The 13,706-nt window shown below is 35.2% G+C and carries 11 protein-coding genes and 1 tRNA gene; 8 read left to right on the top strand and 4 right to left on the bottom strand.

The genetic code is table 11. From position 1 onward, the window contains the following. Positions 1-25: 25 nt before the first annotated feature. From lysA to KIK00_RS14505, 3 genes are all read right to left on the bottom strand, one after another. Complete coding sequence (gene lysA, locus KIK00_RS14495; RefSeq protein WP_172625766.1) at positions 26-1,228, bottom strand: diaminopimelate decarboxylase; 1,203 nt, start codon at positions 1,226-1,228, stop codon at positions 26-28. Positions 1,229-1,488: 260 nt separating this feature from the next. Continuing rightward, positions 1,489-2,712 carry a PolC-type DNA polymerase III gene (locus tag KIK00_RS14500; RefSeq protein WP_255813090.1) on the bottom strand — a complete coding sequence of 408 codons (1,224 nt, stop codon included), beginning with the start codon at positions 2,710-2,712 and terminating at the stop codon, positions 1,489-1,491. A 150-nt stretch (positions 2,713-2,862) separates the two neighbouring features. After that, on the bottom strand, positions 2,863-4,389 hold the full coding sequence (locus KIK00_RS14505) for a helicase HerA-like domain-containing protein (RefSeq protein ID WP_255813091.1): 1,527 nt from the start codon (positions 4,387-4,389) through the stop codon (positions 2,863-2,865). Between the two features lie 342 nt (positions 4,390-4,731). Here KIK00_RS14505 and KIK00_RS14510 point away from each other — a divergent pair, with 342 nt between their 5' ends. Both KIK00_RS14510 and KIK00_RS14515 read left to right on the top strand, forming a co-directional pair. Next, on the top strand, positions 4,732-6,141 hold the full coding sequence (locus KIK00_RS14510) for a rhodanese-like domain-containing protein (RefSeq protein WP_255813092.1): 1,410 nt from the start codon (positions 4,732-4,734) through the stop codon (positions 6,139-6,141). A gap of 18 nt (positions 6,142-6,159) precedes the next feature. Further along, a complete protein-coding gene (locus tag KIK00_RS14515; RefSeq protein WP_255813093.1) occupies positions 6,160-6,459 on the top strand; it encodes a co-chaperone YbbN in 300 nt (99 codons plus the stop codon). Positions 6,460-6,514: 55 nt separating this feature from the next. Here the strand turns inward: KIK00_RS14515 and KIK00_RS14520 are convergent, their stop codons facing one another. Beyond that, positions 6,515-7,267 carry a nitrilase-related carbon-nitrogen hydrolase gene (locus KIK00_RS14520; RefSeq protein WP_255813094.1) on the bottom strand — a complete coding sequence of 251 codons (753 nt, stop codon included), beginning with the start codon at positions 7,265-7,267 and terminating at the stop codon, positions 6,515-6,517. 222 nt (positions 7,268-7,489) lie between these two features. Here KIK00_RS14520 and KIK00_RS14525 point away from each other — a divergent pair, with 222 nt between their 5' ends. The 6 genes from KIK00_RS14525 (at position 7,490) to KIK00_RS14550 (ending at position 13,704) form a co-directional block, all read left to right on the top strand. Next, positions 7,490-7,930 carry a DUF6646 family protein gene (locus tag KIK00_RS14525; RefSeq protein WP_255813095.1) on the top strand — a complete coding sequence of 147 codons (441 nt, stop codon included), beginning with the start codon at positions 7,490-7,492 and terminating at the stop codon, positions 7,928-7,930. 106 nt (positions 7,931-8,036) lie between these two features. Continuing rightward, a complete protein-coding gene (rseP, locus tag KIK00_RS14530) occupies positions 8,037-9,527 on the top strand; it encodes an RIP metalloprotease RseP (protein ID WP_255813096.1) in 1,491 nt (496 codons plus the stop codon). Between the two features lie 80 nt (positions 9,528-9,607). Next, a tRNA-Asn gene (locus KIK00_RS14535) sits at positions 9,608-9,684 on the top strand. Positions 9,685-10,522: 838 nt separating this feature from the next. Continuing rightward, positions 10,523-10,924: a hypothetical protein gene (locus tag KIK00_RS14540; RefSeq protein ID WP_255813097.1), complete on the top strand. Its 402-nt coding sequence runs from the start codon at positions 10,523-10,525 to the stop codon at positions 10,922-10,924. A 1-nt stretch (position 10,925) separates the two neighbouring features. Further along, positions 10,926-11,609 carry a hypothetical protein gene (locus tag KIK00_RS14545; RefSeq protein ID WP_255813098.1) on the top strand — a complete coding sequence of 228 codons (684 nt, stop codon included), beginning with the start codon at positions 10,926-10,928 and terminating at the stop codon, positions 11,607-11,609. Positions 11,610-11,796: 187 nt separating this feature from the next. After that, entirely contained in the window at positions 11,797-13,704 is a 1,908-nt protein-coding gene (locus tag KIK00_RS14550; protein ID WP_255813099.1) for a hypothetical protein, read from the top strand. The last annotated feature ends 2 nt before the right edge of the window (positions 13,705-13,706 follow it).

The raw sequence follows: 13,706 nt of genomic DNA on the forward strand, positions 1-13,706 counted from the left end.
CTGTTTATATCATAATAACTTAAGTTTACATTACTATTTCAATCTGATTTCTTAACAGGTCTTCAAATTCATCTCTTTTGCGGATCAAATGCGCTTTTCCGTCTAAGAATAATACTTCAGCAGGCTTTAATCTTGAATTGAAGTTTGAGCTCATTTCAAAGCCATAGGCCCCGGCATTATGGAAAGCAAGAATATCACCTTCTCTTACTTCATTCAGTTTTCTGTCCCAAGCGAAAGTATCTGTTTCGCAGATGTTTCCTACCACAGTATAAATTCTTTCTGCACCTTTTGGATTGGATAAGTTCTCAATCATATGATAAGAATCGTAGAACATTGGACGGATAAGGTGATTGAATCCTGAATTCACACCCACAAAAACAGTAGCTGTTGTCTGCTTGATCACATTAGCTTTCACTAATAAATATCCGCTTTTCCCAACTAGAAATTTTCCAGGTTCAAACCACAATTCGAATTTTTTTCCTGTAGATTTTGAAAACTCAGAAATTACTTTTTCAACTTTTTTACCTAATGTTTTCACATCAGTTTCTTCTTCGCTATCCTGATAAGGGATTTTGAAACCACTTCCCATATCCAGATATTTCAGGTTCGGGAAATGCTCAGAAAGCTCCAACATGATCTCCAAAGCCTGCAGGAATACATCCGGATCTTTGATTTCACTTCCTGTATGCATGTGAAGCCCTTCCACATTCAGGTTTGTGCTTTTCATCACTCGTTCGATGTGACGAACCTGGTGAATGGAAATACCGAATTTACTGTCAATGTGCCCCGTTGAAATTTTATAGTTCCCCCCAGCAAAAATATGAGGGTTGATTCTTACCAAAATAGGATACGAATTTCCGTATTTATTCCCGAACTGCTCAAGAATAGAAATGTTATCAATGTTTATATGAACTCCGAAAGTCATTGCTTCTTCTATTTCAGCAAGATCAACACAGTTGGGAGTAAACAATATCTTTTCTTTTGAAAATCCTGCCTTTAATCCAAGTTTTACTTCATTAATGGATACACAATCCAAAGAAGCGCCCAGATTCTTGACATACTTAAGGATATTGATGTTTGTCAACGCCTTCGCTGCATAGAAGAACTTTGTATGTTTTAAGAAAGAAGATGTAAGTTTTTCGTATTGAACTTTGATGGATTCCGCATCATAAACATACACCGGGGTGCCAAACTCATTGGCAATCTTTAATAATTCTTTTGAATTCATAATTTCATTTTAACATAAAAAAAGGCAGATTCTTATAAAAAGAGCCTGCCGCATTGATTATTTTTTATGCAAGACAACTCTTTTAAATATTCCAAACCTTAGAGAACCTTACAGCTCCCTTTTTCCCAGTTTTAATTTGTTTAAAATTTTGCATTGCTTCTATTTATTTTTTGCAAAAATACTATTTATTTTTTATTATTCGAAAATTGATTTGAAAAGCACCTTCTTTCAGATTAACTTGTAAAGTACTAATTCCTATATCATTTCGGCAAAGGCAGAGTTTCAAAATCGCTGCGCAGAAGTGCCAGCTGCAGTTCATTATTCAGGTCTGCAGAAGATAACGGAAGGTCAATTTTTAACTTAGCCAGCTTACTCAGAGTCTGAATCTGTGTAAACAGTTCATAAAAACCAAAAGAAACCACTTTCCCGTTTTCGATGATTAAAAATAATTTCTCTCCCAATTTTCTTCCCTGTCCCAGCCATAGCTCATTCCTTTTTCTGAATTCAATTTTCTGTTTCAGTGCTGAAAAATCTTTAAATTCTTCCTGAGTACCAATAAACTGAACAGCTTTTGTCCCTTGCGTAAATGATCTGAATTTTAAAACCGGTTTTTCGGTTTTATTGAGTGTATTTTTCTCAACTACATATTTATTGTTTCTGAAATAAAGCCCGAAAGGCAGAACTTCTTTCTTTTTAATATTCTTTGAATTAAGAATCAGCTTGGCAATAATGTCTGTTCCGGTAAGCTCAAAATTAATCTGTTCAACATCTTTCTGAATCTGTTCCCATTTTTTTGATTTGGAATTGAAAACTTTTTTGGAAAATTTGTTGATATCCTGAACATAATCTGAAAGCATAATCCGTCCCGCTTCATCCTGAAAATAGACAAAGCCTTTATCATTCGGAAGATCCTGAGTAAGTTCTTTGATCTTGTTGATATAAGTTTTTGCATTAGACTCATCATGCTGTTTCTGAATGATTTCGTTTTCGGTATCTTTTGAAATCAGAAGTTTGAAAAGTTCTAATGTAGCTCTTGCATCACCTTCAGCCCTGTGATGATTGGTTAAAGGAATCCCCAAAGACTTCACCAGTTTTCCCAGTGAATAACTTACTTCATCAGGAATCAGTTTCTTAGCCAATGGAATTGTATCTAAAGTATTGGTTTTGAAGTCATACCCAAGCCTTTTGAATGACTGACGAAGCATTCTGTAATCAAAATCAATATTATGACCTACCAATGTTGTATTTTGAGTTATTTCGATAACTCTTTTGGCTATTTCATGAAATTTCGGAGCAGTTTTGACCATTTTTGGGGTAATACTGGTCAGTTTCTGTACAAAAGGGGTAATATCACCTTCAGGGTTTACCAGAGATATAAACTGGTCAGTAATTTTCTGACCATCATACCTGTAGATGGCGATATCGATAATGCATTCATTTCTATAACCTGCACCATTACTTTCTATATCTATAATTGAATACATTGAATGTGTGTTAACTGCTGTTTTGTCATTTATATTTAAAACCGGAGTTTTATTCCCCGATAAAATCCGGTTCTTTTTTTACTGTTATGTAAAGATAACCTGCTAAAATAACAAAAAATATGTCAAAATATAGCAGGTTATCCTTCAAAATTATCTTCTCCTGCCTCCCAGACCAAACATTCCGAGAATAGCTTTAGCTCCTTCTCTCATTAACGTAGAGGTAAAAGTACGGCCGGCTTTACTTTGCAATACCTGTTCAAACATTCCGGGTTCTTCTTTTACCGGTCTTGTCTTTTGTGTAGGTGCTGGATTTTGTGCAGCCTGTTCCATTCTGTTAGTTAGCATTTCATAAGCAGATTCCCTGTCAACAGGCTGCTCATATTTTGCAACAAGTGCTGATTTTGAAGTCAGATCAGAGATTTCAGATTCACTCAAAACATCCATTCTTGATTCCGGAGAGATCAGATAAGTGTGTACTAATGGTGTAGGTATTCCCTTTTCATCAAGAGCTGTAACAAATGCTTCACCAATTCCTAAATTCTGGATCAGGCTGGAAGCATTGTAATATTCTGTGGTAGGATAGTTTTCAACAGCTTTTGTAATTTCTTTTTTATCTTTTGCAGTAAAACCTCTTAATGCATGCTGTATTTTCAGTCCTAATTGAGAAAGCACATTTTCAGGGACATCACCTGGAATCTGAGTAATAAAATAGATCCCAACTCCTTTGGAACGGATAAGTTTTACCATTGTTTCAATCTGTGAGAGAAGCGCTTTGGAAGCTTCATCAAAAATCAGGTGAGCTTCATCTATAAACAATACAAGCTTTGGTTTGCCACTATCTCCTTCTTCAGGAAACGTCATATAAATTTCTGCAAAAAGTGAAAGCATGAACGTAGAGAAAAGCTGCGGTTTATTCTGAATGTCTGATACCCTTAAAATATTTACGACTCCTTTTCCGTCTCTTGTTTCTAATAAATCATGAACATCAAAGCTTAATTCTCCGAAGAATCCTGCCGCTCCCTGCTGTTCCAAAGCAACAATAGATCTTAAAATTGTTCCAAGAGATGCTGGTGCAATGGATCCGTAATTGGCCGCAAGTTCAGCTTTTCCTTGTGCATTATCTGTAACATACTGCAATACTTTCTTCAAATCATTAAGATCAATCAATGGAAGACCTTTATCATCACAGTATTTGAATACAATAGACATGATACTTTGCTGAGTATCATTAAGTTCAAGAATTTTACTTAGTAAAACAGGACCGAATTCTGTAACGGTAGCTCTCAGTTTCACTCCTTCCCCTCCTGAAATACTCATCAGTTCTACTGGAAAGCTTTGTGGATTATAAGGAAGCTGTGTCTTAGCATATCTTTCTTCAATAATAGGATTCATCTGGCCTGCTTCTGCAATCCCGGAGAAATCTCCTTTAATATCAAGAACCAGAGATGGAATTCCTGCGTGAGAAAGCTGCTCAGCAAATACCTGTAATGTTTTTGTCTTACCGGTTCCCGTAGCTCCGGCAATAAGACCATGGCGGTTAATTGTTTTCAGGGGAATGGTTACGTTTACTTCTGTGACCACTTCACCATCCAACATTCCTTTTCCTAATATAATATGCTCTCCTTTCGGAGTGTATCTAGCGTTGAGTTCTTCAATAAATTGTGTTTTGTCTGCCATTTGATCGCTTTTTAAACTTATAAATATAAAATTTTTGGAGGATATTTAAAGATATTTTCTAATGAACTTATCTTTATTTCTTCCAAAAATAAATTTGTATCTGCAAAAACAAATTTTAAACCATATATATTAAATTCCTCATTAATTATGCTTTCCACAGAGGACATGATAAAAAACAGCATTTGCAGATTCATACTATGTAAGGCATTCTTTTTGCTGAAAAACAAAATACATTAAACATACGTTTAACAAAGTATTGAAAGAAACTATCAATGGGATTTAACATTTCATTTAGAATTTATCTAATACTTTGTATCTTTAACTCATTAAAAAAAGACCCCAATGAAAATTGAACAAATATATACGGGCTGTCTGGCTCAGGGTGCCTATTATATTGTATCAGAGAATGAAGCAGTCATTATCGATCCTTTAAGAGAAGTAAAACCTTACCTGGATCGTCTGGAAAAAGACAATGTCACTTTAAAATATATCTTTGAAACTCACTTCCATGCTGATTTTGTATCAGGGCATTTGGATTTAAGCAAGAAAACAGGTGCTCAAATTGTATACGGACCTACTGCTGTTCCGGAATTTGAAGCCATTATTGCTGAAGACAATCAGATTTTTGAGATCGGAAAAGTAAAAATAAAGGTAATGCATACTCCGGGGCATACGATGGAAAGCAGCACTTATCTTTTAATAGATGAAAATGATGTTGAAACGGCAATTTTTACAGGTGACACTCTATTTTTAGGAGATGTCGGCAGGCCGGACCTTGCACAGAAGGCAACTAATCTTACTCAGGAAGACCTTGCAGGAATTCTGTACGACAGCCTTCAGAACAAGATTATGCCATTGGATGACAGCATCACCGTTTATCCTGCTCATGGTGCAGGTTCTGCTTGCGGAAAAAATATGCAGAAGGAAACGGTAGATATTTTAGGGAACCAAAAGAAAACAAATTATGCACTTAATCAACCAGATAAAGCCTCTTTCGTCAGAGAAGTTCTTGATGGTTTAACAGCACCACCGAAATATTTCGGCATGAATGTCGCTTTAAATAAAGGCGGATATGAAAGCCTGGATGTTGTGATGGACAAAGGGCTGCAACCTGTGGCACCGGAAGATTTTGAAGCTCTGGCTGAAGAAACCGGGGCATTAATTCTGGATACAAGAGGAGCTGCGGACTTCCATAAAGGATTTGTTCCCAACTCTATCAATATAGGATTGAAGGGTGATTTTGCCCCTTGGGTAGGAAACCTTATTGTGGATGTAAAGCATCCTTTATTACTGGTAACAGATGAAGGAACTGAGGAGGAAGTAATTACCAGACTAAGCAGAGTAGGTTTTGATAATGTAGTGGGATATCTGAAAGGAAGTTTTGAAGCATGGAAAAATGCTGGTAAGGAAACTGATGAGATTAAAAGAATTACCCCTGCTGAGTTTGCTGAACAGTTTACAGAAGATGCTAAAGTAATTGATGTAAGAAAACTGACTGAATATTCTGCAGAACACATTGACAATGCTTATAATAAGCCTTTGGATACCATCAGTGACTGGGCCCGCACAATAGATGATTCGGAACATTTCTTCCTTCACTGTGCAGGCGGATACAGAAGTATGATTGCAGCAAGCATTCTTAACTCACACGGAATCAGAAATTTCACTGAAATAGAAGGTGGTTTTAACGGCATCAAAAAAACAGAAAAATTCCCGACTACTGATTTTGTATGCCAATCCAAAACATCTTAAGATCATAAAAACTAAACTATGTCACAAAAATTTCAGGAAATCATTGATTCCGAAAGACCCGTACTGATCGATTTTTTCGCAACATGGTGTCAGCCTTGCAAAGTACAGTCTTCAGTATTAAATACGGTAAAGGAAAATATCGGCGAAGAGGCCAGAATCATAAAGGTAGATGTAGATCAATATCCCGCACTGGCAGCTCAATATGGAGTGCGTGGAGTACCTACACTGGCTATTTTCAAAAAAGGAGAAATGCTATGGAAAGAAAGTGGTGTTCATGATGTGAATACATTAACGAACCTCTTGCAGCAATATATTTAGATAAATAAAAAAATAAGGCTGAGATTCATTTGAATTTCAGCCTTATTTTTTGTCTTTATAATTGAATGGAGAAACGATCCCGGTCATTCAAAAACTGGAAATGTGTTCTAAAGTCTTTCAATTCGTTTATATTCAATTCTGCGGTTACGAGATTACCTTGTTTTTGAGAAATTTCTTTTCCGTCTGCAAAAAAGCAATGTGAGCTTTCCTGATAAAACAGGTCATTTCCATCTGTCCCAATTCTGTTTAAGCCAAATACAAAAGACAAATTTTCAATAGCTCGGGCCTTCAGTAAATGCTCCCATGCTCCTACCCTTTTTTCCGGCCAGTTGGCCACATACAAAACAGCATCATAGTCATCATTATTTCTTGCAAAAACAGGAAAACGCAGATCATAACAAACCTGAAGCAGGAAGCGTATTCCTTTATACTCAACGATTACTCTGTCTTTTCCGGGTGTATACACTTTATCTTCTCCGGAAAAGGAGAACAAGTGTCTTTTATCATAAAAAGATGTTTCACCATCCGGCTTTATAAAGAACATTCTGTTATAAAAGCTTCCGTTCTGTTCTACCGGCGCACTTCCGCAGAATGCTGCATTTTTCTCTTTTGAGATCTTTTTCAAAAACTCCAGTGATTCATTATTTCTATCCGAAACTTCGGAAGCATCCATACAGAAGCCTGTTGAAAACATTTCAGGAAGAAGAAACAGATCTGCTTCCACATTCTGAAGCTCATTTTCTATGAGTTTAAAATTTTCAGTTTTATTTTTCCAGATGATATCTAAATTAAGCCCTACAACTTTCATCTTTTATTCTTTTTAAATTATTCTAAATGGGATGTATAAAAATACAGCTTTTATCATTACAAATAAAGAATTAAACGGCCGAAAAAGTAGTTTTACCCACAAAAATGAGGCTCTATTTCATAATAATTTATTAAAGTCTTTCATTTTTATAATACAGGCTCTCTTTCGGTTTCATTTTTGATAGAGATATTTTTTATTACTATCCTTAAAAATTTAAAATTTATGAAGAAATTGTTTTTTATGGTGACGATTTTCTTTTTTGGGGCTATAGCTAACGCTCAGGCCTGGACAGGAAAGGGAGATCAGAAAGTACAACTGGGGCTGAGTGCCTGGGGATATGGAACCGGAGTAACGGGAACTTATGACTATGGGCTCAACAAACTTATTTCAGTAGGAGCCGGGATTAATGGCTATTTTGACAATTACAAAAACAATGATAAGGATAATCGTGTTTTTGTTTTCGGGAGACTGAACTTTCATTTACAGGAAGCATTGAACCTGCCTTCAAAATGGGATATTTACCCTGGGGTAGACCTTGGAGTACTTGGAAAAGACTTCGGAGTTGGCGCTCACATCGGAGCCCGTTATTTCTTCACAGAGAAAATAGGGGTATTTGCAGAGGTGGGTAATAATGGCAGCCTTGGTGTTTCTTTCAATTTATAATCAAATCGTCTTTAAATATGACAAAGCTTCTCGTTTAGGGGAGCTTTTTTATTTGGCATAGTTTTGATAATTGTTACCTTTGCAAATTAAAATCTAAAATTTATTAATGGAAATAGCAATCAAACTTTTTCAGTTCATTCTGAGCATCTCTATACTTGTGCTTCTTCATGAGCTTGGGCATTTTTTACCGGCAATATGGTTCAAGACCAGAGCAGAGAAGTTTTTCCTGTTTTTTGATCCTTACTTCTCCATATTCTCCATGAAGAAAATCAACGGAAAATGGCAGTACAAATTTTTATCAAAGAACCTGCCGGATTCTGAAGTAATAGAGGTAAACGGAAAGAAGGAAGAAGTTCCTATCGATATATCAAAACTACCGGACAACGACTGGAGAAAACATCCTGAACAAACCAAATACGGAATCGGATGGCTTCCTTTCGGAGGATATGTAAAAATTGCAGGAATGGTTGACGAAAGTATGGATACCGCCCAAATGAAAAAACCGGCAGAAGCATGGGAATTCAGATCGAAACCAGCTTGGCAGAGGCTTATTATTATGCTGGGAGGGGTTACTGTTAACTTTTTCCTTGCGTGGTTAATCTACAGCTGCCTGTCTTTCTTCAACGGAGAAACGTATACGGATATTACTAAATTTGGCAACGGTATTGAAGCCACTTCAGCAGGAAAGAAAATGGGATTCCAGAATGGTGACAAAATCATCAGCGTAGACGGAAAACCTGCAGAGAGACTTGAAAACACCTCAATCAATATTCTTTTAGGAGATCATGTTACTGTAAACAGAAACGGCCAGGAAGTTACTTTCCCGGTAAATGCAGATGGTGTAGCAGATGTTCTTAAACAGAGAGAAGCAAAACTTTACATTACACCAAGAGTTTCTATGGTTATTGATTCATTGGCAACTCCTTCTTCACAGGCATCTGGTCTTGCAAAAGGAGATAAAATTGTAGGAATCAATGGTAAGAAAGCAGTATTCTTTGACGAAGTAAGTACTCTTTTAAGTGAAAACAAAGGAAAAACAGTTTCTGTAGACGTTGAAAGAAATGGTGCTTTGCAGACATTACCAGCAGTTTCTGTTGATAAAAATGGGAAGCTGGGTATCGCAATTGATACAAAAAGCATTGCAAAAGATATTGTAACGAATAAAAAATATTCTTTCGGAGAGGCCATTCCAAGAGGGTTTACAAGAACTATTGAGGCATTAACTACTCAGGTTAAGCAGTTCAAAATTATGTTCAACTCTAAAGTTCAGGGGTATAAAAATGTAGGAGGTCCTATTGCAATTGTAAAGAATATGCCTGTAGATAAAGATGCAGACGGAAGCTTTAAAATCAATTGGGTTGCTTTCTGGAGCTTTACAGCAATGTTCTCTATTTGGCTGGCATTCCTGAATCTTATTCCTATTCCGGGTCTTGATGGTGGCCACGTTTTATTTACTTTATATGAAATTATTGTAGGAAAACCAGTTCCTCAGAAAGTGTTGGAAAATGCACAGATGATCGGAGTTATCTTCCTGTTAGGATTGATGTTACTGATCTTTGGAAGCGACATCTTCAAGGTATTTACAGGGAAATTATAAAATTTTTAAAATTTTTCTTAAAAATATTTGTAGGGTATAAATATTCGTCCTATATTTGCACCACTTAAAACAAAGGACATTCCTCCTTAGCTCAGTTGGTTAGAGCATCTGACTGTTAATCAGAGGGTCGCTGGTTCGAGCCCAGCAGGAGGAGCCACATTATCAAAGAGTTACGATATTCAATTATTGTAACTCTTTTTATTTGCACAAAATTTGCATAAAAATTTAGCATTTTTAATATCTTTTTTCATATCCCATTTGCATAATCCTTGCACAAAGTTCAAAATTTCAATTTAAAATCTTTAAGCAGTAGACAATCACAAATTTTTAATAAACATCCTAAAAATACTACATAATACTGCCAAAACTCTAACTTATATCAAACACAGGTAGAAATAGAACTAAAACCCACAAATAACCACTGATAAAAACAAAAACACCTCCCAAGACCGCACAAAACAAAAAATAACTGTCTGAAAAAGCTGTATAGAAGTGAGGGGGTGGTAGAAAAAAACATTTTGACCCATAGGGGGTATTCGATAAGGTAGGGAGAGTTTTTACACCTATAATATATTTTGGTGTAGAATTGCTGTAAATTCTACTATAAAGGAACTGATTTGATTTTTCAAACTTTATACGTGGGGCAATTAGGCAGATAAATATTCACCATCTCCTCACCGACTGTATTTGATGTTTAAAAAAATTATTGAGGGATGAGGAATCAAACTACCACACACAATTGTAAAAATTCATATATTAGCACCTCAAATTTTATCGAAAAAATATAAGCGTTAGCTTTTATTGTGTTTATAGAAATCTGACAGTTTCAAATCGTACTACACAATAAATGGGTAATGCTCATGCCATAGGCGTGGGCTTTCCTATTTGTGGTACAAGGTTTTGTCAGAACCTCTATAAGCAAATATGGTTAAGTTCCACGCTGTTTGCTTTTATTAACCTTTCACTTTGGGGCTGAGTGATACAACAAATCACTTATGAAAAAAGTATTATTATCAGGAGCAATGGTACTATTAGGTACTTTCTGTTTTTCTCAAAACTATTATTTCTACAATAGACAGGAAAGTATAAAATATTCAGACAGCTACGGAAAAACACAATACAAGGTCATTTCAAATGATACTTCAAACTACAAATTTTATTTTGAACTATCGACTGATGGAAAAGGAACACAGCTTTTCACAGTATATAAAAATAATGAAGAAATGTATTGGGCAGCTGAATTAAAAAAATCAGGATATAAAGAGGTTGCAGGTAAGATTTTTAAACAATCTCTATACTACAATACTGCATCTAAAGAAAATATTTATGTATTTATCTCTCAAGATTACAAGAGAATTATTGTTATGTCAAGTGATGGAATAGCTGAATATTATTAAGATGGAAAAGAAAACTATTCAGGTAGATAAAAACATACCTAAATCAATAATCATAGGTTTTACATTGGCCTTTTTGACTGTATTTGCAATTGAACATTTTAGTACATTTTCATATACTCCAAATCTAAACACACCTAACGTTGATTATAACGGAAAGATTATTTTAAGTGGGACGTATGACCCAACAACAACAAAAGTAGCAGTACTGTATCAAACAACACCTTTTGGAACAAAGATAGACCTCCCAACAAATGGGATGATGTGCAGTGAACTCATTATTGAGGGTTCAGATTTTAAAAGCTACTCTAATAAAGGTTTGTTATTTGCAAAATCTGTATTGAGTGATTATAAGTATCTCCTGCTGTTTTGGTTAGTATATGCCCTAATAATACTGTTTTTCAAGAAATACAGATTAAAGGTTTTGGTTCTAATATTACCAACTTTAGGTATCAGTTGTGATAAGACCAAACAAGAGCCAATAACAAACTGTATAAGACCCATAGACACCACAAAAACCGACTTAAACAACATAAACACAACAACACCTCAAAACACGCTTAAAACAGCCGTAAAACACTCATTTGTAGTCTTCAAAGTGAAAGATAAATACTTTGGAAAAGAATCTACAATAGTAACAGGAATTTTCAATACTCCCGACCAACTATCAAAAGATGAGGATACATGATTTTAGATGATACACAGGTTAAATCCCATACAAAATCTACATCTATATATAATGCGTCAAGTTTTGTCGCTTTGACAGTATATATTTGTATTATCAAACAAAATATGGTTTCCCGTATTAAGTGATTTAATGATTTTTATATCTTTGTCGTCTAGAAAACTAAATAACTTTTAATTTTATACAAATAATGAAAAACAAATTTATTTCGAGGCTACTTTCCTTAGTAGCCATCATGGTCTTGTTGTATTCCTGTAGGAATGAACTAACCCCAGAACAAGAAACCTACAACAACAGTAGTCAATTCAGACCAACATCCAAAACAATTCGTTTAGAACAAAGTAAACACAAATTAGCTCTTAAAACTGAATTACAAAAAGCACAAGACAATTTACAAGAAATTAAAACCAACGCATCAGGCAAATCAGTTGATTATGCAAATGGTGTTTCCATTGACACAGACAATGTAACATACATTGAATCTGGACCAACTTTTCACACTTATACATTTAATCTGGTAAGAGAAAATGCACCTGAAAATGCACCTTTAGAAAATTTGGTATTGGCTTCTTTACCTGACGGAAGTTACAAAGAGCTTTTAGTGACTTATAATTTCACTTCGCAGGAAAAAAAAGATTTACTTGCAGGAAAAGGAGTGAAAACAGCTGGTAAAACTACAGCTATTGAACTTGCAAAAGGAACTTACGGGGGAGTGATTTCTAATAGAAGCATGGGAGGTTCTGAATCCTGCTCTTATCAAACGGTGGATATGTATTTTTCTTGCTACACAGGAGAACATCATCAAGGAAATGAAAGCAGTTGGGGAAGCTGTAATTGGCAAAATCAAGGAGGTTATCCTGCTCAACACCTTACTGTGGTAGCATTAGTCTGCACAGCAAGTACAGCCTTGGGAGATGATGGTTCACCAGGAGGAGGTGAATTGGGACCCACTACAGGTTTAGGAAGTGGGCCAAATGATGGAACTCCTACAACCCCAACTCTCAGCACATTCTTTATGTATGTCAAAAAACTTCCAACAGATTTGAAAACCATTATCTATGATACAGCTAACACTGAATTTTATGATGGCTTAAAAAAGTTTTATGATTTTAATAATAGTCAGTTATCTCAAGATTTAATCAAATGGGGGTTACAATTCAAACAAAATAATGCAATTACTTGGGGAGACTTTCAACCAATGCTAACTTATGCATATAATTTTTTAGAACAGAATCCAGACACGGTAAATCCCGAACAAATATTTACAAGAATCCAAGACTTAGATAATGCCTTAGTGCAAAATCCCAATCTATTATTAAATATTCCATGTAGCGAATTACCTAAATGGCAAAATTTAGCAAATCATCCTATTCCAACCTCAATAAAAAACAGAATTTTTCAAATTAATGGACAAACAAACTGGTTTAGCGATGCAGTTATTCAAAATTTAGATTATTCAAGTTCTTTCACTATAAATATGGATGTATATCCCATTAAAATCTCAAATATGCCAGAGAAGGCACCTGGGATTAAATATACTCATGCTGAATTTTTTGATTATTTCAGAAAAAATATTAATAATTTTACATCTATTAGTCATGGAAAGTTTTATCCAGTAGTTGAACCCCAATTTGGAATTGATGACACACAGCTTTGGAATTCAGAAAATCCATTAGGCTCTTTAATTACAATTAAAATTCCAGCAGATAATGGAACTGTAGTTTGCAGTGGTTTTGACTCTCAAGCATGGATTTTTACAACTGTCAAATCTCCTTGGGATGGCGAACATCCTGTGAGTGGAAACAGGTTATTTGGATATTTTATTGACTCTTCTGGAGATATGGTTATTTATACAAGGGGCGTAGACCGATTTACCACTAAAGTATCTAATAATGCACTACAATACACTGTTGAAAGTTTTGGATATTCTGAAGCAAAAAAAATGTGGCAAACAATGCAACAAAAACTTTCATCATTTGTAAATAGTAAAAATGGCACTTCATCAATAATACCCGGGGTTGATTATACTCCTAATTATATTTTTGTAAAAGATTATTTACGAGGAAACAAATCATTAACTGCGTTAGGATGTCATTAAAA

Source organism: Chryseobacterium sp. MA9, assembly GCF_024399315.1.
In the GTDB taxonomy this organism is placed as follows: domain Bacteria; phylum Bacteroidota; class Bacteroidia; order Flavobacteriales; family Weeksellaceae; genus Chryseobacterium.

What these genes read in the sequence shown, in the direction of transcription:
- KIK00_RS14540 (WP_255813097.1), top strand. Translation starts at nt 10,523, where the DNA reads ATGAAAAAAGTATTATTATCAGGAGCAATGGTACTATTAGGTACTTTC.
- KIK00_RS14550 (WP_255813099.1), top strand. Translation starts at nt 11,797, where the DNA reads ATGAAAAACAAATTTATTTCGAGGCTACTTTCCTTAGTAGCCATCATG.
- KIK00_RS14505 (WP_255813091.1), bottom strand. Translation starts at nt 4,389, where the DNA reads ATGGCAGACAAAACACAATTTATTGAAGAACTCAACGCTAGATACACT.
- KIK00_RS14500 (WP_255813090.1), bottom strand. Translation starts at nt 2,712, where the DNA reads ATGTATTCAATTATAGATATAGAAAGTAATGGTGCAGGTTATAGAAAT.
- KIK00_RS14525 (WP_255813095.1), top strand. Translation starts at nt 7,490, where the DNA reads ATGAAGAAATTGTTTTTTATGGTGACGATTTTCTTTTTTGGGGCTATA.
- KIK00_RS14520 (WP_255813094.1), bottom strand. Translation starts at nt 7,267, where the DNA reads ATGAAAGTTGTAGGGCTTAATTTAGATATCATCTGGAAAAATAAAACT.
- rseP (WP_255813096.1), top strand. Translation starts at nt 8,037, where the DNA reads ATGGAAATAGCAATCAAACTTTTTCAGTTCATTCTGAGCATCTCTATA.
- KIK00_RS14545 (WP_255813098.1), top strand. Translation starts at nt 10,926, where the DNA reads ATGGAAAAGAAAACTATTCAGGTAGATAAAAACATACCTAAATCAATA.
- KIK00_RS14515 (WP_255813093.1), top strand. Translation starts at nt 6,160, where the DNA reads ATGTCACAAAAATTTCAGGAAATCATTGATTCCGAAAGACCCGTACTG.
- KIK00_RS14510 (WP_255813092.1), top strand. Translation starts at nt 4,732, where the DNA reads ATGAAAATTGAACAAATATATACGGGCTGTCTGGCTCAGGGTGCCTAT.
- lysA (WP_172625766.1), bottom strand. Translation starts at nt 1,228, where the DNA reads ATGAATTCAAAAGAATTATTAAAGATTGCCAATGAGTTTGGCACCCCG.